Genomic DNA, 18,230 nt, shown 5'->3' on the forward strand with positions numbered 1-18,230 from the left:
GCATCACGCCCGCGGCCTTTTTCATGCGCCGTGCGCCACCGTTCAGATCGCTGCCGTACGGCGTTCCAGCCAAGCCAGCGCCTCGCCCTCGACCAGCGGCGACAGGCGTTCGAACACCGTCTTGTGATAGTCGTTAAGCCACGCGATCTCGTCCGCGCGCATCAGCGAAGGCTCGATGCAGCGCGTGTCGATCGGGCACAGCGTCAGCGTTTCAAAGCACAGGAATTCGCCCAGTTCCGAGGTCAGCCAGGCACGGTTGGCGACCAGGTTTTCGATGCGCACGCCCCAGCGGCCCGGACGGTAGATGCCCGGTTCGTTGGAGGTGATCATGCCCGGTTCCATGGCCGTGTGCGGGCCGGGCGCGGCGCGATAGGAAATGACCTGCGGACCTTCGTGGACGTTCAGGAAGTAACCCACGCCGTGGCCGGTGCCATGGCCGTATTCCGCGCCGCCCTCCCAGATGGGCGCGCGCGCAATGGCATCCAGCATGGGCGAAGGCGTGCCGCGCGGGAACGACGCGCGCGACAACGCGATCATGCCCTTGAGCACCAGCGTGAAGTCGACCTTCTGATCGGCGTTGGGCGTGCCCACCGCGACCACGCGGGTGATGTCGGTCGTGCCGCCCAGGTACTGGCCGCCCGAGTCGATCAACAGCAGGCCGTCGCCTTCAATGGTGGCATGCGACTCGGGGGTGGCGCGGTAGTGCGGCATCGCGCCATTGGCGTTGAACCCCGCGATGGTGGCAAAGCTGGGGCAGACGTAGGCGGGCCGGCGTGCGCGGGCGGCGGTGATCTGCTCGTCGATGGTCAGTTCCGTGATGGTTTCCTTGCCCAGCGCGCCTTCGAACCATGCGAAGAATTCACAGAGAGCGGCGCCGTCCTGCGCCATGGCCTGGCGCACGTTGGCCAATTCGGCGTCGGTCTTGCGGGACTTCAGCAGTGTGGACGGATTGATGGCCTCGACGCGCGGCACCGCCGGATCCATGGCATGGAATACGCCGCAGGTCACACGGGCCGGATCGATCAGCAGCTTCTGGTCCAGTTCCAGCGAAGCCAGGGCATCGGCCGCCTGGACGTAATCGGCCACTTCGACGCCATCGGCCGCCAGTACGGCGCGCAGGCCGGCGTCGATCTTGCCATTGGCCACGAACAGCGTGGCGTGGTCCAGGCCGACCAGCGCGTGGCCGACGAACACCGGGTTGTAATCCACGTCCGCGCCGCGCAGGTTGAAGAGCCAGGCGATGTCGTCCAACGTGCTGAGGAAATGCACGTCGGCGCCATGCGCCCGCATGGCCTCGCGCACCTGCGCGAGCTTGTCGGCGCGGGTCACGCAGGCCTGCGGCGCGACGTGTTCATAGATGGCGGCACCGGGCAGACCGGCACGGTCCGTCCAGATGTCTTCCAGCAAGTCCTCGCGAATCTCCAGGATGGCGCCGGCGGAAGCCGCCGCCGCCGACAGCGCGCGGAAAGCGCCCAGGCCCAGCACCTGCCCGTCCACTCCGATGATCTGGCCCGCCCCGGTATTGGCGGCCAGCCAATCCACGTGACCGGGCGTCGTGGCCAGCGCGATCTTCATCAACTGCACGCAAGTGCCGGCCAATTGCGCCTCGGCCTGTACCCAGTAGCGGCTGTCCACCCACAGGCCGGCGAAATCCGCCGTGACCACCAGCGTGCCGACCGAGCCCGTGAAGCCGGTCAGCCAGCGCCGTCCTTGCCAGCGCGCGGGCAGGTACTCCGACAGATGCGGGTCCGAGGAAGGAACGACATAGGCGGATAGGCCGCGGCGGCTCATGGCCTGCCGCAATTGGGCGATACGGGCGTCGGTGCTAGACATGGGGGATGGGATCCTTAGCGCAACATGAAAGACATGGCGGCCAGGCTGTTCAGCGTGCGGACGGCCGACTGCATGCTATCCGTGGTGAATCGCAGGGTCACGCCGTCCACGCGTTCCAGCGTGGGCCACATGCAGAACAGGTCGGCCAGAGCCGAGCTTTGCGTCTGCAACCGGCATTCTATAGGGGCGGGAATACGGAAAGGAACCGGTACGCCTTTTCTGCCGCCGGCCTGCCCCAAGGCAGAAACGCCCCCTTTGAGATTTCTCACGGCGGTTTCGGCGGCTGCCGCAATCGCGCGCCGCGAGGCGGCCGGCGACAGGGTCACCCCGCTGCCCTGCCCATGGGCCACTTTGGTCTGTACCCATTCGGCGCCCGGAAACGTGTCGCGCGTTTCCTCGATGAAGGCATCGTCGCCGGTGCCCAGGATGACAGGCACGCCCATCTCGCCCGCCAGCGCGCCGTAGAGCCCGGCCTCGCCCAGTTCCATGCCGTTGATGAATACACGGGCGAACGCGAAGCTGTTGATGGTGTGGGCCAGGATGCCGCGGCCTTGCGAACGCGAGTGGTAGCCGATCATGAAGACGGCGTCGCAGCCCTCTTCCAGGCCGCCCATCATGCCGAGGTAGCGCGGCTTGCCCAGTACCAGGCGGGCGCGCTCGTCCAGGCCGTCCGGCAGCAGGTTGCGAAAGCCGCCGTGCGAATCGTTGACGAGGATTTCTTCGGCGCCGCCGGCGATCGCGCCCTGCACGGCCGCGTTGGCCTCGGCGGTCATCCAGGCGCGGGCGCGCTCATATTCGCCATTGCCGGCGCGGACTTGCTCGGAATGGAAGACGCCGGCGACGCCTTCGATATCGGTGGAAATCAGGATCTTCATGGGGTCAGCCTTCGATGAATTCAGAATGCGGTGTCGGACAGCCACTGGCGCCACTGCGGCGCCGCGTCACGGATTGAAGCGCGGTGGTTGCCGTCGCGCCCCGTCACGCCATCGGCGTGCCACAGCGCGGAAACAATGGCCTGTTCGCAGGCTTCGGCAGCCGCTTCGAACAAGGGATCGATGCGGGCCTCATGCAGCATGGCGATTGCCGGCATGGGCTGCTCGGGCAATTGCGGAACCGTGTAGGCCGTGGAAAACGCCAGCGCGATATCGCCGCTGCCATGGCCGAACACCGAGCCCGTGCGCGCCAGTCCCGCGCCTGCCCGCAGCGACAGGCGGCGCAGCTGGCGCGAGTCCAGGGGCGCGTCGGTGGCCAGCAGCAGGATGATCGAGCCCTTCTCCGGCACGATGGCGGCGTTCTCGCCTGCCTGCGCCAGGCCGCGATCCAACTGTTCCGCGAGCCGGCGGCCGAAAGGCCGGCCCGCCACCGTCAGGTTCGGCAGACGGCCGAAGTTGGACAGCACCAGCGCTCCCACCGTGTACTGCAGTCCCGGCTGGACCGAAGCCAGGCGCGAAGCCGACCCGATGCCGCCTTTGAACGAAAAGCAGGACATTCCGCGTCCGGCGCCCACGGCACCCAGCTCGAACTGCTTGGCGGCCGCTGCCAGCGCAGCGGCGTAGTGCGATTCTTCTACCGCCAGCGCCTGGATGTCGTTCAGGTAGCCGTCGTTGCATTCGAAGACCAGCGGATTGACGGTGGCCATGCCCCGGCCGATGCCTGGGTTGGCCGCGACCGCGGCGCGGATCTGCGCATTGGCCACGGTGCCCACGCCGAAGGTGTTCGTCAGGCCGATGGGCGTTTCCAGCACGCCCAGTTCCTGAACCTGGACCAGGCCCGTGCTTTTGCCGAAGCCGTTGAGCACCGTGGCGGCGGCCGGCACCTTGTCCAGATAGGGATCGCCGCCGTGCGGACGCACGACGGTGACGCCTGTCTGCAGCGGGCCCTCGGCCAGCGTGCAGTGGCCGACGGTAACCTCGCCCACGTCGCAGATCGAATCCAGCGGCCCCGACGGCATTACGCCGATGTGAGGGATATCCAGCGCTTGTTTGTCCATGTTCGCTACGTGTTGCCACGCTCCAGAATGCAAAACGCCGCCGCCCGGGGTCCGCGGCACGCGCATATGGCGCGCTTGGCGGACGGAGGCGGCGGCGGAAAATCGCCCTCCACGCCGGCCTTCCGAGAAGGGCCGGCGGCAGGATTACTTGCGATCGATCTTGGGATCGAGCGCGTCGCGCAGGCCGTCGCCCAGCAGGTTGAACGCCAGCACCGTCAGGAAGATCGCCAGCGCCGGGAAGATGGCCACGTGCGGAGCGATCACCATGTCGGCGCGCGCTTCGTTCAGCATCGCGCCCCATTCAGGCGTGGGAGGCGACGCACCCATGCCCAGGAACGACAGGCTGGCCGCGGTGATGATGGAGGTGCCGATACGCATCGTGCCGTACACAACGATGGGCGAGATCGTGCCGGGCAGTATATGGCGCATGATGATGGTCCAATCGGACGCGCCCACGCTCTTGACGGCCTCGACGTAGGTCATCTGCTTGATCGACAGGGTGTTGCCGCGCACCAGGCGGGCAAACGCCGGCACGCTGAACACGGCCACTGCCACGATCACGTTGACCATGCTGGAGCCCAGGATGGCAACCACGCCAATGGCCAGCAGCATGCCGGGGAACGCCAGCAGCACGTCGGAGATACGCATCGTGATGCGTTCCCACCAGCCTTCGTAATAGCCTGCCATCAGGCCCATGAAGGTGCCGACGATGGCGCCCATGGCAACCGACAGGAAACCCGCGGCCAGCGAAATGCGCGCGCCCATGATGATGCGGCTGAAGATGTCGCGGCCCAGCGAGTCCACGCCCAGCCAGTGGGTCGCGGAGGGTCCGGCGTTCAGTGCGTCGTAGTCGAAGAAGTTCTCCGGGTCGAACGGCACGATCCACGGCGCGAAGATCGCGACGACGACCAGCAGCAGGACGAAGATGCCCGCGCCGACGGCGAGCTTCTGCTTCTTGAATTTGCGCCAGAACTCGGTGGCGGGCGTGCGCACGTCGCTCTTGGGAGCGGCGGCGATGGTCGCGGCGGGTGTCGTATTGCTCATGGCCGCCTCACTTGTAACGGATGCTGGGATTGATGACGCCATAGAGCACGTCGACAATCAGGTTGATCAGGATGAATTCCAGCGAGAACAGCAGCACCAGGCCCTGGATCACCGGATAGTCGCGCTGGGTCACGGCGTCCACCAGCAGACGGCCGAGGCCGGGCCAGTTGAAGACCGTTTCGACCACAATGGAGCCGCCCAGCAGGAAGCCGAACTGCAGGCCCATCATGGTGACGACGGGAATCAGCGCGTTGCGCAGCGCATGCTTGATGACGACGCGGCGCTCGGACAGCCCCTTGGCGCGGGCGGTGCGCACGAAGTCTTCCTGCACGACCTCCACGAAGGAGGCGCGGGTGAAACGCGCCATCACGGCAGCCACTGCGGCGCCCAGCGTGATGGACGGAAGAATGTAGTGTTGCCAGGTCGAGGCGCCCACGGTAGGCAGCCAGCCCAGATTCACGGAAAAGATCTGCATCAGCATCATGCCCAGCGCGAACGCGGGGAACGAGATGCCGGACACCGCCAGCGTCATGCCGAGACGGTCGGGCCAGCGATTGCGCCATACCGCCGACACGATGCCGATAACCATGCCGAAGACCACGGACCACACCATGCTGGCTATCGTGAGCCAAAGGGTGGGCATGAAGCGGTCGGCGATTTCGGTCGAGACGGGGCGCTTGGTACGCAGCGAGGTACCCAGGTCGCCTTGCAGCATGTGGCTGAAATAGCGCACGAACTGCTGCGGCAGGGGCAGATCCAGTCCAAGTTCCTTGCGCACGAGCTCGACGGTTTGCTGGTCGGCTTCCTGGCCCGCGGCCAGTCGCGCCGGGTCGCCCGGAAGCATGTGCACAAACAGGAACACGACCACGGCTACCAGCAGCAGCGTGGGGATCATGCCCAGAAGACGTTTGACGATGTAGGTCAGCATTGAAATTCCTGCAACATCGGCGGGGACACCGCGTCCCCGCCGTATGTGGCCTTACAGGGGCGCGCAGGCCCCGAGAGTTACTGCCAGATTTACTGCTTCAGATCGATGTCGCCGAACCAGAACGAGGTATCCGGCTCAACGTACACGCCCGACAGGTTCTTCGACTTCACGTACAGGTTGTTCTGGGTCACCAGGAAGGCCCACGGGGCGTCCTTCCAGATGGTTTCCTGAACGTTCTTGTAGATCTCGGTCTTCTTGGCGCGGTCGGTCGTGGCCAGGGCTTGCTGGATGCCTTCGTCCACCGACTTGTTCGAGTAGTACGACACGTTGTTGAGCACCGGCGGGAATGCAGCGGTGGTCAGCAGCGGACGCAGGCCCCAGTCGGCTTCGCCGGTCGAGGACGACCAGCCGGCGTAGTACATGCGGACCTTGGCGTCCTCAGGCTTCTGCACCTGCTGGACGCGCTGCACGCGCTGACCCGACTCCAGCACTTCGACCGACACCTTGATGCCGACTTGCGCCAGTTGCTGCTGCAGGAATTGGACCACCTTCACCGAGGTGCCATCGTTATAGGCGGACCACAGCTGGCTTTCGAAGCCGTTGGGGTAGCCGGCTTCTGCCAGCAGGGCCTTGGCCTTCTTGATGTCGTACGGCCACGGGCCGGTCTTGTGCGCGTAGTCCACGCCTTGCGGCACGACGCCGTCGACGATGGTGGCATAGCCCGAGAAAGCGACCTTGGCCAGGGCTTCCTTGTTGATGGCGTAGTTGATGGCTTCACGCACCTTGACGTTGTCGAACGGCTTTTGCTGCGTGTTCATCGACAGGTAGCGCGCCATGATCGAGTTCTGGTGATCGACCACGTCCAGCTTGTCGTTCTTCTTCAGCACGGCGGCCTGCTCGAACGGCACCGGGAAGGCGAACTGCGCTTCACCCGTCTGCACCACGGCGGCGCGGGTATTGTTGTCCGTCACGGTGCGGAAAGTCAGGGTGTCGACCTTGGGGTAGCCCTTCTTCCAGTAGCCGTCGAACTTCTTGACCTTCAGGTATTCGGCCGGCTTCCATTCGACGAATTCGAAGGGACCGGTACCCACGGGGTGGAAGCCGATTTCCTTGCCGTACTTGGCCAGCGCGGCGGGCGAGATCATCATGGCGGCCGGGTGGGCCAGCGCGTTGATGAAGGCCGAGAACGGCTTCTTCAGCGTGATCTTGACGGTCATCGGGTCAACCACTTCGGTCTTGTCGATGACGCTGAACTGGATGTAGCGCGACAGGCGGTTGTCCGGATTGGCCGGGCGGTCGAAGTTGATCTTGACGGCTTCGGCGTTGAAATCGGTGCCGTCATGGAACTTCACGCCGGGACGCAGCTTGAAGGTGTAGACCAGGCCGTCTTCGCTGACGGTGTAGTCGGTCGCCAGGACCTTCTGGACCTTCAGATCCTTGTCGAACTCGAACAGGCCTTCGTAGTAGGCCTTGCCGGCCGCCTGGTTCAGCGTGCTGTTGGTGTTGTACGGATCGAGCGTTTCCAGCGCGATGGAGACGGCGAACGTCACGTCCTTGGCGGCATGCGCCAGCGGCGACGCGATCACGCCGAAGGCCAGCGCAGCGGCGGCCATCAGTTTGGTGGGGCGCAGAACTTTCATCATTGCAACTCCTGGTTCCAAAAAGGAATTAGGGGGTTTGGTGGAAGAAAAACAAGTACGACGACTGACTCAATACGCTCCGCCGACCGGATGACGGGCGACGAAGTGATCCGTTCCGACCTGCACCAGCGGCTGCACCACCGGCTCGTCGCCGAGCTTGCGGATGGGGCTGGGGATTTCGTCGGACAACAGCGTGCGCTTCATGTGGCGGCGGGCCGGATCGGCGATCGGCACGGCGGACATCAGCTTCTTGGTGTAAGGGTGCTGCGGATTCTCGAAAATGGCGCGGCGTGGGCCGATCTCCACGATCTGGCCCAGGTACATGACGGCGACGCGGTGGCTGACACGCTCGACCACGGCCATGTCATGCGAAATGAACAGGAAGGAAATGCCCATGTCGCGTTGCAGGTCGATCAGCAGGTTCACGATCTGGGCCTGGATCGACACGTCCAGCGCCGACACGGATTCGTCCGCGATCACGACCTTGGGATTCAGGGCCAGGGCGCGCGCAATGCAGATACGCTGGCGCTGGCCGCCCGAGAATTCGTGCGGATAGCGCTGCGCCATTTCCGCCGGCAGGCCCACGCGCTCCAGCAGTTCGGCCACGCGGCGCTCGGCATCGCGGCCTTTGGCCACGCCGTGCACCAGCAGCGGCTCCATGATGGAAAAGCCGACCGTCACGCGCGGGTCCAGCGAGGCGAACGGGTCCTGGAACACGAACTGGATGTCGCGGCGCAGGGATTGCAGTTCGGTGTTCTTCAGACGCACGATGTCGCGGCCACCGAAGCGGATCTCGCCGCCCTGGCTGTCGACCAGGCGCAGCAGCGAACGGCCGGTGGTGGACTTGCCGCAACCGGATTCGCCCACCAGCGACAGCGTTTCACCGGGATACAGGTCGAAGCTGACCTGCTCCACGGCATGCACGCGGCGCTGCACACGGCTCATGATGCCGCCACGCAGATCGAAGCGGGTGACCAGCTTGCGCACGCTCAGGATGGGCTCGCGATTGGCGTCCGGGGCAGTGGGCGCGCTGACGGGAGCGGCTGCGGCCTCGGGCTGGGCCTGGCCTTCGGCCTGCAGCAGCGGAAAGCGCGCGGGCAGGTCCGTGCCCTGCATGGCGCCCAGCTTCGGCACGGCCGACAGCAGCGCCTTGGTATAGCTGTGCTGCGGCGCGGCGAACACCTGGTCGGAGGGACCTTCCTCGACCTTATCGCCGCGGTACATGACCAGCACGCGATCGGCCACTTCCGCGACCACGCCCATGTCGTGGGTGATGAACACCACACCCATGTGCATTTCTTCCTGCAACTGGCGAATCAGCTGCAGGATCTGCGCCTGGATGGTGACGTCCAGCGCGGTGGTGGGCTCGTCGGCGATCAGCAGCGCGGGCTTGCAGGCCAGCGCCATGGCGATCATCACGCGCTGGCGCATGCCGCCCGACAACTGGTGCGGGTAGCGGTCCAGCACCGACCTGGCTTCCGGAATGCGGACCTGCTCCAGCATGCGCAGCGCCTCGGCGCGCGCCGCGGCGGCGTCCTTGCCCTGGTGCTGGCGGATCGATTCGGCGATCTGGTCGCCGGCGGTGAAGACCGGGTTCAGGGAGGTCATCGGCTCCTGGAAGATCATGGCCATGTCCGCGCCGCGCACATTGCGCATTTCGCGTTGGCTGGATCCCACCAAGTCGATCACGGAGCCGTTGCGCCGCCGCAAGGCCATGCTGCCCTGGGCGATGCGCCCGCCGCCATGCTCCACCAGACGCATGAGCGCCAGGGACGTCACCGATTTGCCCGAACCCGATTCGCCCACGATGGCCAGGGTTTCGCCCCGGTCCACATGGAACGACAGATTGCGCACGGCTTCGACCGTGCGCTCCGATCCCACGAAGCGCACTGTCAGGTCGTCGACCTGGACCACGCGGTTTTCCGGCAGCGCCAGGCTGTTTGCGCGATCAACCATCTCTTTTGATTCCCCAAATACTGAAAAAACGAACCCGCCGCCGCTTATCGGTAGATAGCGGTGACCGGCTTCTCGCCGACGCGGGCGTAACCCCGATACATGCCTTCCGTGTTGAACGGCAAGGCCACATTGCCCTGGGCGTCGACGGCCACCAGGCCGCCCTTGCCGCCAATGGTGGGCAGCTTTTCATGCACGACGCGGTCGGCGGCCGCTTCCAGCGACGCGCCGCAATATTCCATCTGGGCCGCCACGTCATAGGCGGCGACCATGCGGATGAACATTTCGCCGGTGCCGGTCGTGGACACCGCGCAGGTCTTGTTGCTGGCATAGGTGCCGGCGCCGATCAGCGGCGCGTCGCCCACGCGGCCGACCTGCTTGTTGGTGATGCCGCCGGTCGAAGTGGCCGCGGCCAGATTGCCCTGGGCGTCCACCGCAACAGCACCCACCGTGCCGAATTTCTTGTCCGAGTCCAGCGGATCCGCCGGCGCGGGCTGGCCGCGCGCGACCAGGGCCTGGCCGTCGTGGTCCAGGACCGCGGCTTCCGGGGTCTCGCGCTGTACACGCAGCAACTGCTCGCGACGGGCTTCCGTGGAGAAATAGGACGGATCAACCAGCTCCACGCCTTCTTCCTTGGCGAAGGCTTCGGCGCCCTCCCCTACGAAAAACACGTGCTTGCTGTTTTCCATGACCTTGCGCGCGGCGAAAACCGGATTGCGCACACGGTGCACGCCAGCGATGGCGCCCGAGCGCAGCGTGGCGCCGTCCATGATGGCGGCGTCCAGTTCATGCGTGGCCGCGCTGGTGAAAACGGCGCCATGGCCGGCATTGAACAGCGGACAGTCTTCCAGCAGGCGGACGGCTTCGGTCACGGCGTCCAGGGCGCTGCCGCCCTTGGCCAGCACAGCCTGGCCGGCGCTCAGGATGGACTCCAGCGCGCTCAGGTACTCCTGTTCTTTTTCGGGCGACATGGCCGCGCGGGACATCGCGCCGGCGCCACCGTGAATCGCGATCACGGGTTGAATCATCGTTTACCTACTCCATGGATGAGCCACGGCATGACGGACTGGGTCACCCCAGCGGCGGCCGCGACGGAATTCTTGGCCCGATAGGCCACCGCAGCCGACAGGGCTTCGATCAGCCCCAGGGCGGCGGTTTCGGAATTGGGACTCAACTGGCGCGCGGAGTACGCGTACAACACCACGGAGGCCGTGGGCGCCAACGGAGACGTGGGCTTGTCGGTCAGCACCAGTACGGGCACGCCAGCCTGCTTGGCCGCGCCGGCCAGGGTCACGGTGTCCGCCAGGTACCGGGGAAAGCCGATCGCAATCACCAGGTCCTTGGCCGTCATGCGGGCCATCTGGCGTGCCGCGTGCGACACGCCGCCTGGGCCTGCCAGCGATTCGACGGAATGCAGATGCATGCAAAGGCCACGCTGCAACAGACCCGCCAGAAAGCCACTGGCGCCGAAACCGATAATGAAAACGCGGTCCGCGGACAAGATGGCATCCACCGCCTGCTCGCAGGCCGCCGCGTCCAGCGATTGCAGATTGCGCTGCGCGTTGCGGATATCTTCTTCCAGCGTAGCGGCGAAGATCTGCACGGCGCTGGCGGAGTGCGCCAATTCGGTACGCAGCTTTTCCACGGGCTCAAGCGCCGCCTCGAAGCCGCGCGCCAGCTCGGCGCGGAACTGCGGATAGCCCGGCAGGTCCAGGGCGCGCGCGAAGCGATTGGCGGAGGCCACCGACACCCCGACCGCGGCGGCGAACTCATCGATGGTCATGGTGGCGGCCCGGAATTGGTGCGCCAGCACGTACTCGGCCATCTTGTGCTGAGTGCGGCTCAGCGCGGGCTGGGCCCGGGCGATCCGGTCAGCAATCGTAAGTGCGGCCTTGGTCATCGAGTGGGGAGGTGTAGCGGGAGTTTATGTAAATCTGTTTACAAACAAATTTTAGAGAAGAAAATAGATTTTCATACCAAGGGTATACCCTTGAATAAATGTAACAGTGCATCAAATAAAACGGGGCCGGTTTGCGTTACGCTAAGCCCCGACCCGAAGGGCCCTCCAGCGGGCTCCCGCCCCGGGGCTCTACTCCCGCCACACCGGAAAGACGCCATGCCCGATTGGATCTGCAAGCCGCACCAGGAACTGACCATCAATGAGATCTACGCCATCCTGCGGCTGCGAACGGAAGTCTTTGTGATTGAACAGAATTGCATCTTCCAGGACATGGATGGCAAGGACCTGATCGGCCAGACCGCTCACTTGATGGCTTGGCAGGACGGCAAGCTCGCGGCCTATTGCCGCATCCTCGATCCGTCGCTGAAGGACGGCCAGATCGAGATCGGGCGCGTCATCACCGTGCCCTGGACGCGCGGCCAGGGCCTGGGCCATGCGCTGATCCGCCGCGCGATGCAGGAAGTGCGCCAGCGCTGGCCCGGCCGCGCCATGTACCTGGGCGCGCAGGCCCGCCTGCGCAATTACTACGGCGGACACGGATTCGTGCAGGTCACCGAGGAATACATCGAGGACGGCATCCCGCACATAGGGATGCGGCTTGACGAAAGCGCATGAAAAACGCCCCTTGCAGGGGCGTTTTTGATTGGGGCGGCAGGCGGATTACCGAACCGCCGATACGTCCAGCTTGGCCTGCGTCTTGGACTTGATCTCGTCCACCGTCACGCCAGGCGCCGTTTCCAGCAGCTTGAGGCCGTTTTCGGTGACTTCCATCACGCCCAGGTCTGTGATGATCAGATCGACCACGCCCACGCCCGTCAGCGGCAGGTTGCATTCGGCCAGCAGCTTGATGTCTTCGGTGCCGTCCTTCTTCTTGGCCACGTGTTCCATCAGGACCACGACGCGGCCCACGCCCGCCACCAGGTCCATGGCGCCGCCCATGCCCTTGACCATCTTGCCCGGGATCATCCAGTTGGCCAGATCGCCTTTTTCGGACACCTGCATGGCGCCCAGGATGGCCAGGTTGATCTTGCCGCCGCGGATCATCGCGAACGAATCCGCCGACGAGAAGATCGAGGAGCCAGGCAGCGTCGTGACCGTCTGCTTGCCGGCGTTGATGAGGTCGGCGTCGACTTCATCGTCGGTGGGGAACGGGCCGATGCCCAACAGGCCGTTTTCGGATTGCAGCCACACTTCCATGCCCTTGGGCACATGGTTGGCCACCAGGGTCGGCAAGCCGATGCCCAGGTTCACATAAAAGCCGTCTTGCAGTTCGCGCGCGGCGCGCGCCGCCATTTCATCGCGGGACCATGCCATGTCTGTTCTCCTTAGGCCGGGCGAGTGGTGCGTTGTTCGATGCGCTTTTCGGGCGTGGCGTTCAGCACGATCCGATGCACATAGATGCCGGGCAGATGGATCTGATCGGGTTCCAGGCTGCCGGTATCAACGATTTCCTCGACTTCGACCACCGTGAACTTGCCCGCCATGGCGACGTTCGGATTGAAGTTGCGGGCGGTCTTGCGGAACACCAGATTGCCGCTGCGGTCGGCGATGTGCGCCTTGACCAGCGAAACGTCGGGCACCAGCGAACGCTCCATCACGTACTGCTGGCCGTCGAACTCGCGGATTTCCTTGCCGTCGGCCACGATGGTGCCCACGCCGGTGCGGGTGAAGAAGGCCGGAATACCGGCGCCGCCGGCGCGCAGCTTCTCGGCCAGCGTGCCCTGGGGCGTGAACTCAAGCTCGAGTTCGCCAGACAGGTACTGGCGCTCGAATTCCTTGTTCTCGCCCACATAGGACGCGATCATCTTGCGGACCTGACGCGTGTTGAGCAGCTGGCCGAGGCCGAAGCCGTCGACGCCCGCATTGTTGCTGATGCAAGTGAGGTCCTTGACGCCCGAATCGCGCAATGCGGCGATCAGGGCCTCCGGAATACCGCAAAGGCCGAAACCGCCCACGGCGATCATCTGGCCGTCCTTGACGATGCCTGCCAGCGCCTCCTGGGCGCTTGCAAAAACCTTGTCCATCGCTCCAACTCCTAGTTAAGGTCAACTGAAGAGGGCGCGGCTGCCGGCGCCGTTCCAGAAGCTCCGTGGGGGGCCCTGTGACGGCTGGCGCCGTGGGTGGCGCGCCCTTATTGCTTTTTTTGATTTTGCGCTAGATTTTACCGGCATGCCCGGCCAAAGCACGCGCTATTTTGGCCGGGCCGTCCATCGCGCCTGTTCAAGCCGCGGGCTTGAACATGGCACCCAGCTTGGACAGCACCTCTTGCGGCCACGGGGCGGACGCATTGGCCACATAGTCCATCCAGACTAGCACGTTGCGCGCACGGGCATAAGGACCGCCCGCATCACCCGTTTTCTCCAGCAGCAACTCGAATTCCGCGCTCGAGCGGCCCAGGCGCGTGAGCTTGTGCGTCACGCGCACCGTGGCGGGATAGGTCAAGGGACGCAGGAAATCGCATGACGCATGCGCCAGGATGAGGCCCTGGTCGGAGGGCAGCGCGAAGCCTGCGCCATAGAGGATCTGTATCCGGGCCTCTTCCATGAGCCGGAAATACATCGCGTTATTCAGATGATTCAGGGCGTCGGAGTCGCCCCACCGCAAAGGCAATTCAACCTGATGGGTATCTCCCACGGCCAGAGTCCGCGCAGACGTTTTGTCCGGGTTCACCAATTACTCCTGATGGCTAAAAGAAATACGAAGGCATACATGGCCTCCGCCTGCAATACAATCGCCGATAATACTTCCAGCCAAATATGGAATACATACGGGGAGCTTTGCAAATGTCTGAACGCGAGTCGATGGAATATGACGTGGTCGTGGTTGGCGGTGGACCCGCCGGCCTGTCCACTGCTATCCGTCTTAAGCAGCTGGCCGCTGAAAAGAATCAGGAAATCGGCGTCTGCGTACTTGAGAAAGGCGCGGAACTGGGTGCGCACATCCTGTCCGGCGCTGTCATGGACCCGCTGGCGCTGACCGAGCTCATCCCCGACTGGAAAGAAAAAGGCGCCCCGCTGAACGTGCCGGTCACGCATGACAAGTTCATGTTCCTGTCCGAGACCGGCGCCCGCACCACGCCCAACTGGCTGCTTCCTCCCTGTTTCCACAACGAAGGCAACTACATCGTCCGCCTGGGCGACGTGGTGAAGTGGATGGGCGAACAGGCCGAGGCGCTGGGCGTGGACATTTTCCCCGGCTTTGCGGCCGTGGAGCTGCTGTACGACGAAAATGGCGCCGTCCGCGGCGTGGCCACGGGCGACATGGGCGTGGCCCGCGACGGCTCGCATACCGACCACTACCAGCCCGGCATGGAACTGCATGCCCGCTACACCGTGTTCGCCGAAGGCGCGCGCGGCCAGCTGGGCCGCCAACTGATCGAACGCTACAAGCTGGACGATGGCCGCAATCCGCAGTCCTACGGCATCGGCATCAAGGAAATGTGGGAAGTCGATCCGGCCCAGTCCAAGCCAGGCCTGGTCATCCATACCGCCGGCTGGCCGCTGGATGCCGACACCTACGGCGGCTCGTTCCTCTACCACCTGGACAACAATCTGGTGGCTGTGGGCATGATCGTGGGCCTGGATTACGCCAATCCCTGGCTGTCGCCCTTCGACGAGTTCCAGCGCTACAAGACGCACCCCGCCATCCGCGGCACCTTCGAAGGCGGCAAGCGCATCGCCTACGGCGCGCGCGCCATTACGGCGGGCGGGCTGCTGGCCCTGCCCAAGCTGACCTTCCCGGGCGGCGTGCTGGTTGGCTGCGAGGCCGGCTTCCTCAACGCCTCCCGCATCAAGGGCAGCCACGCCGCCATCAAGTCCGGCAAGCTGGCCGCCGAAGCAGCCTTCGATGCCCTGCTCGCGGATCGCCGCCAGGACGAGTTGGCCGCCTACCCCGCTGCATTCGAGGCATCCTGGCTTCATGCCGAACTGAACAAGGCGCGCAACTTCAAGCAGTGGTTCAAGAAGGGCCGCACCATCGCCACCGTGATGACCGGCGTCGAACAGTTGCTGCTCAAGGGCAAGATGCCCTGGACCCTGCGCCACAACAAGCCCGACCATGCCTGTCTGCAACCGGCATCGCAGTGCGCGCGCATCGACTACCCCAAGCCCGACGGCAAGCTCACCTTCGACAAGCTCAGCTCGGTGTTCATCTCGAACACCAACCATGAAGAAAACGAGCCCATCCACCTGACACTGAAGGATCCGTCCATCCCCGTGCAGGTCAACCTGGCGAAGTACGGCGGTCCGGAATCGCGCTACTGCCCGGCGGGCGTGTACGAATTCGTCAAGGACGACCACGGCGAGGACCGCCTGCAGATCAACGCGCAGAACTGCGTGCACTGCAAGACCTGCGACATCAAGGACCCGACCCAGAACATCGTCTGGGTGGCCCCGCAAGGCGGCGAAGGCCCCGTCTACAGCGGCATGTAATTCGACCGGACGCCAGCGCCCGGCCATCAAAGGCGCCCCGCGGGGCGCTTTTTTTTCGACAGGCAGGACCATTCCATGACCGAACGCGTACTTCTCATCGGCTGCGGCGACCTGGGTCAGCGGGTAGCCCGGCGCTTCCTGGCACGTGGCGACGAAGTCATTGCGCTACGGCGCAATCCCCCGGCAGGCGGCGCGGACGGCATTCTCTGGCTGCAAGGCGATATCTCCCGCAGCGACACCCTGCCCACCCTGCCCCAGGGCGTCACCCGCCTGATCCATCTGCCCGCGCCCGGCGCGCGCGAGGCCGGCGCCTACCGCGCGGTGTTCGTCGACGGCATGAAGCATGTACTGGACGCGCTGGATCGCTCGCACCTCAAACGCGTCGTGTTCGTCTCCTCCAGTGCGGTCTACGGAGAACACGAAGGCGGCTGGGTCGACGAGGACACGCCACCCGCGCCGCTGGGCGTCAATGGCCGGCTGCTGCTCGAGGCGGAAACTGCGCTGGCCGCGCGCGGCCTGCCGTCCACCGCCTTGCGGTTGGCGGGCCTGTATGGCCCCGGACGCCTGCAATTGATCGACCGCCTGCGTCGTGGCGCGGCCGGCGCGCCGGCCTCCCCCGCGCACTGGGCCAACCGCATTCACATCGACGACGCCGCCGCGGCCGTCGTCCACCTCGCGCTGCTCGAGGACGTAGCGCCGGTTTACATTGGCTGCGACGATACGCCTCTGCCCCTGCATGAGCTATACGCCGAACTGGCCGGCCTCATCGGCGCGCCCGCGCCTCCCGAAGCCCCGGCGCCTGCGAATGTCGGCAGCAAGAAGCTCAGCAACGCCCGACTGCGCGCCACCGGCTTCGTCCTGCAATGGCCGGACTCGCGGATGGGTTATGCCGCGCTGCTCGCGGCATCCGATGGCGCGGACGTGCCGCAGGCATAGTTCGACGCGCATCGAATCATGGCAGGCACGACTGGCCGATACTGGCGGCCAGATCCACTACCCGCCATCGCCATGTATCCCGTCCACCCCCTGCAGGCGGTCACTCATCCTGACCCCTACCCCTACTACGCCGCGCTGGCGCGGGAGCAACCGCTATACCGCGAGGCAGCGCTGGACCTCTGGGTCGCCAGCCACCCGGACACGATAGCCGCCGTCATGCAGCATCCCGCCGCGCGCGTGCGCCCGGTCACGGAACCCGTGCCCAAGGCACTGTGCGGCGGCCCTGCGGGCGAATTGTTCGGCCGCTTCGTGCGCATGAACGACAGCCCGGCGCACTCGCAAGTGAAATCCCTGCTGGTCAGCTATATCCGCGAGCAAGGCGCGCAGGCCTGTCCGCCCGTCTGGCCAGAACCCGGAGCTTTGGATGCCGCCGCGGTCGACCACTACCTGAGCGCCGCGCCAGTGCATGCGCAAGCCGCCTTTCTGGGTTTGCCTAGGCAGCTGTATGCCGATTGCGCAACGGACATTGCGGGCTTTCTGTCCGCGCTGGCCACAAGTGATCGCATCGAGGCGGGTCACGCGGCCGCGCTGCGCCTCCATACCCGCATGGAGGCGCACCTGCACGCGCCAGATGCTGCGCCGGCCTTGCGCAAGCTGCGCGAAGACGGCGCGCGCCAGGGCGTAGCCCCCGAGCTGCTGGCCGCCAATCTGGCCGGCCTGCTGTTCCAGTCCTGCGAGGCGGGCGCGGGGCTGCTGGGCAATGCAATCGTCCTGGCCGGGCGGCGCGGCCTGCCGGCGGACGTCACGGACGATACCGCGCTGGCGCTGATGGATGAGGTCGAACGCAAGGACCCGCCGCTACACAATACGCGCCGATTTCTCGCCGCCGATATCGACATCGGCGGCCAGCGCATCCAGGCCGGCCAGACCGTGCTGCTGGTGCTGGCCGCGGCAGCCACGGTGCAGCCTGAAGCGCACTGGACGTTCGGCGCGTTCGGCCATGCCTGCCCCGGCCGGCCTACCGCTCGCACTCACGCCGCGAGCGCCTTCACCCACCTGCTGCGCGCGGGCCTGGATACCCGCGTGCTGGCGTCTCGATTCCGCTATCGGCCGCTGCCGAACGCGCGCGTGCCGCAATTTGATTTTCCCGAGGAACAGACACCATGATCGCAGTGATATTCGAAGTCGAGCCCGCCCACGGGGACCCCAACCCTTATCTGCACATTGCCGCAGGCCTGATCGACGAGTTGAAAGCCATTGACGGCTTCATCTCGGTCGAACGCTTCCAGAGCCTGAGCACACCGGGCAAGCTGCTTTCGCTGTCGTTCTGGCGGGACGAGGAGGCGGTCAAGCGTTGGCGCACGCTGGAGTCACACCGCCGAGCCCAGGAAGCCGGGCGCGGCGGCGTCTTCGCCAACTACCGCCTGCGCGTGGCGCAGGTGCTGCGCGACTACGGCATGAACGAGCGCGACGCGGCACCCGCCGACAGCCGCGACCGGCACGGCTAGGGCCGCGT

The 18,230-nt window shown here is 65.4% G+C and carries 17 protein-coding genes; 5 read left to right on the forward strand and 12 right to left on the reverse strand.

All coding sequences use genetic code 11. The features are described 5' to 3' along the window. Nucleotides 1-42 precede the first annotated feature (42 nt). From CEY08_RS02110 to CEY08_RS02150, 9 genes are all read right to left on the reverse strand, one after another. A complete protein-coding gene (locus CEY08_RS02110) occupies nt 43-1,833 on the reverse strand; it encodes an aminopeptidase P family protein (RefSeq protein ID WP_076815784.1) in 1,791 nt (596 codons plus the stop codon). Nucleotides 1,834-1,847: 14 nt separating this feature from the next. Next, on the reverse strand, nt 1,848-2,708 hold the full coding sequence (locus tag CEY08_RS02115) for a M55 family metallopeptidase (protein WP_042792435.1): 861 nt from the start codon (nt 2,706-2,708) through the stop codon (nt 1,848-1,850). A gap of 20 nt (nt 2,709-2,728) precedes the next feature. After that, nucleotides 2,729-3,889, reverse strand: a complete 1,161-nt coding sequence (locus tag CEY08_RS02120; RefSeq protein ID WP_076815786.1) for a DmpA family aminopeptidase — start codon at nt 3,887-3,889, stop codon at nt 2,729-2,731. A gap of 78 nt (nt 3,890-3,967) precedes the next feature. Beyond that, nucleotides 3,968-4,867, reverse strand: coding sequence for a glutathione ABC transporter permease GsiD (gene gsiD, locus CEY08_RS02125; protein WP_042792434.1), 900 nt, complete (start codon nt 4,865-4,867; stop codon nt 3,968-3,970). Between the two features lie 7 nt (nt 4,868-4,874). Next, complete coding sequence (gene gsiC / locus CEY08_RS02130) at nt 4,875-5,795, reverse strand: glutathione ABC transporter permease GsiC (RefSeq protein WP_042792433.1); 921 nt, start codon at nt 5,793-5,795, stop codon at nt 4,875-4,877. 89 nt (nt 5,796-5,884) lie between these two features. Continuing rightward, complete coding sequence (gene gsiB, locus CEY08_RS02135) at nt 5,885-7,438, reverse strand: glutathione ABC transporter substrate-binding protein GsiB (RefSeq protein WP_042792432.1); 1,554 nt, start codon at nt 7,436-7,438, stop codon at nt 5,885-5,887. Between the two features lie 66 nt (nt 7,439-7,504). Next, a complete protein-coding gene (locus tag CEY08_RS02140) occupies nt 7,505-9,391 on the reverse strand; it encodes a dipeptide ABC transporter ATP-binding protein (protein ID WP_076815788.1) in 1,887 nt (628 codons plus the stop codon). Between the two features lie 44 nt (nt 9,392-9,435). After that, on the reverse strand, nt 9,436-10,416 hold the full coding sequence (locus tag CEY08_RS02145) for an isoaspartyl peptidase/L-asparaginase family protein (protein ID WP_042792430.1): 981 nt from the start codon (nt 10,414-10,416) through the stop codon (nt 9,436-9,438). Continuing rightward, nucleotides 10,413-11,288: a MurR/RpiR family transcriptional regulator gene (locus tag CEY08_RS02150; RefSeq protein ID WP_042792429.1), complete on the reverse strand. Its 876-nt coding sequence runs from the start codon at nt 11,286-11,288 to the stop codon at nt 10,413-10,415. Before CEY08_RS02150 ends, CEY08_RS02145 begins: the two co-directional genes overlap by 4 nt. A gap of 216 nt (nt 11,289-11,504) precedes the next feature. On the opposite strand from CEY08_RS02150, the gene CEY08_RS02155 reads away from it, so the two are divergent. Further along, nucleotides 11,505-11,963, forward strand: coding sequence for a GNAT family N-acetyltransferase (locus tag CEY08_RS02155; protein ID WP_076815790.1), 459 nt, complete (start codon nt 11,505-11,507; stop codon nt 11,961-11,963). 45 nt (nt 11,964-12,008) lie between these two features. Here the strand turns inward: CEY08_RS02155 and CEY08_RS02160 are convergent, their stop codons facing one another. The 3 genes from CEY08_RS02160 to CEY08_RS02170 all read right to left on the reverse strand — a co-directional run bounded on the left by CEY08_RS02160 (nt 12,009) and on the right by CEY08_RS02170 (nt 14,018). Then, on the reverse strand, nt 12,009-12,662 hold the full coding sequence (locus CEY08_RS02160) for a CoA transferase subunit B (protein WP_042792427.1): 654 nt from the start codon (nt 12,660-12,662) through the stop codon (nt 12,009-12,011). Nucleotides 12,663-12,673: 11 nt separating this feature from the next. Then, nucleotides 12,674-13,372, reverse strand: coding sequence for a CoA transferase subunit A (locus CEY08_RS02165; protein ID WP_076815792.1), 699 nt, complete (start codon nt 13,370-13,372; stop codon nt 12,674-12,676). Nucleotides 13,373-13,568: 196 nt separating this feature from the next. Next, complete coding sequence (locus tag CEY08_RS02170; RefSeq protein ID WP_042792425.1) at nt 13,569-14,018, reverse strand: acyl-CoA thioesterase; 450 nt, start codon at nt 14,016-14,018, stop codon at nt 13,569-13,571. A 113-nt stretch (nt 14,019-14,131) separates the two neighbouring features. Here CEY08_RS02170 and CEY08_RS02175 point away from each other — a divergent pair, with 113 nt between their 5' ends. The 4 genes from CEY08_RS02175 (at nt 14,132) to CEY08_RS02190 (ending at nt 18,222) form a co-directional block, all read left to right on the forward strand. Further along, complete coding sequence (locus CEY08_RS02175; protein ID WP_042792423.1) at nt 14,132-15,778, forward strand: electron transfer flavoprotein-ubiquinone oxidoreductase; 1,647 nt, start codon at nt 14,132-14,134, stop codon at nt 15,776-15,778. Between the two features lie 75 nt (nt 15,779-15,853). After that, a complete protein-coding gene (locus tag CEY08_RS02180) occupies nt 15,854-16,714 on the forward strand; it encodes an NAD-dependent epimerase/dehydratase family protein (RefSeq protein ID WP_088607573.1) in 861 nt (286 codons plus the stop codon). A gap of 18 nt (nt 16,715-16,732) precedes the next feature. Next, nucleotides 16,733-17,881 (forward strand): cytochrome P450 family protein, encoded by a 1,149-nt coding sequence (locus tag CEY08_RS02185; RefSeq protein WP_126389655.1) that lies wholly within the window; start codon nt 16,733-16,735, stop codon nt 17,879-17,881. Next, entirely contained in the window at nt 17,878-18,222 is a 345-nt protein-coding gene (locus tag CEY08_RS02190) for an antibiotic biosynthesis monooxygenase family protein (RefSeq protein WP_042792421.1), read from the forward strand. The genes CEY08_RS02185 and CEY08_RS02190 overlap by 4 nt, the downstream gene beginning before the upstream one ends. The last annotated feature ends 8 nt before the right edge of the window (nt 18,223-18,230 follow it).

The sequence above is a fragment of the Achromobacter insolitus genome (assembly GCF_002209555.1).
Classification (GTDB): domain Bacteria; phylum Pseudomonadota; class Gammaproteobacteria; order Burkholderiales; family Burkholderiaceae_B; genus Achromobacter; species Achromobacter insolitus.

What these genes read in the sequence shown, in the direction of transcription:
- CEY08_RS02150 (WP_042792429.1), bottom strand. Translation starts at nt 11,288, where the DNA reads ATGACCAAGGCCGCACTTACGATTGCTGACCGGATCGCCCGGGCCCAG.
- CEY08_RS02140 (WP_076815788.1), bottom strand. Translation starts at nt 9,391, where the DNA reads ATGGTTGATCGCGCAAACAGCCTGGCGCTGCCGGAAAACCGCGTGGTC.
- CEY08_RS02155 (WP_076815790.1), top strand. Translation starts at nt 11,505, where the DNA reads ATGCCCGATTGGATCTGCAAGCCGCACCAGGAACTGACCATCAATGAG.
- CEY08_RS02190 (WP_042792421.1), top strand. Translation starts at nt 17,878, where the DNA reads ATGATCGCAGTGATATTCGAAGTCGAGCCCGCCCACGGGGACCCCAAC.
- gsiB (WP_042792432.1), bottom strand. Translation starts at nt 7,438, where the DNA reads ATGATGAAAGTTCTGCGCCCCACCAAACTGATGGCCGCCGCTGCGCTG.
- gsiD (WP_042792434.1), bottom strand. Translation starts at nt 4,867, where the DNA reads ATGAGCAATACGACACCCGCCGCGACCATCGCCGCCGCTCCCAAGAGC.
- CEY08_RS02175 (WP_042792423.1), top strand. Translation starts at nt 14,132, where the DNA reads ATGTCTGAACGCGAGTCGATGGAATATGACGTGGTCGTGGTTGGCGGT.
- CEY08_RS02185 (WP_126389655.1), top strand. Translation starts at nt 16,733, where the DNA reads ATGGCAGGCACGACTGGCCGATACTGGCGGCCAGATCCACTACCCGCC.
- CEY08_RS02115 (WP_042792435.1), bottom strand. Translation starts at nt 2,708, where the DNA reads ATGAAGATCCTGATTTCCACCGATATCGAAGGCGTCGCCGGCGTCTTC.
- CEY08_RS02165 (WP_076815792.1), bottom strand. Translation starts at nt 13,372, where the DNA reads ATGGACAAGGTTTTTGCAAGCGCCCAGGAGGCGCTGGCAGGCATCGTC.
- CEY08_RS02110 (WP_076815784.1), bottom strand. Translation starts at nt 1,833, where the DNA reads ATGTCTAGCACCGACGCCCGTATCGCCCAATTGCGGCAGGCCATGAGC.
- CEY08_RS02180 (WP_088607573.1), top strand. Translation starts at nt 15,854, where the DNA reads ATGACCGAACGCGTACTTCTCATCGGCTGCGGCGACCTGGGTCAGCGG.
- CEY08_RS02160 (WP_042792427.1), bottom strand. Translation starts at nt 12,662, where the DNA reads ATGGCATGGTCCCGCGATGAAATGGCGGCGCGCGCCGCGCGCGAACTG.
- CEY08_RS02145 (WP_042792430.1), bottom strand. Translation starts at nt 10,416, where the DNA reads ATGATTCAACCCGTGATCGCGATTCACGGTGGCGCCGGCGCGATGTCC.
- gsiC (WP_042792433.1), bottom strand. Translation starts at nt 5,795, where the DNA reads ATGCTGACCTACATCGTCAAACGTCTTCTGGGCATGATCCCCACGCTG.
- CEY08_RS02120 (WP_076815786.1), bottom strand. Translation starts at nt 3,889, where the DNA reads ATGCGCGTGCCGCGGACCCCGGGCGGCGGCGTTTTGCATTCTGGAGCG.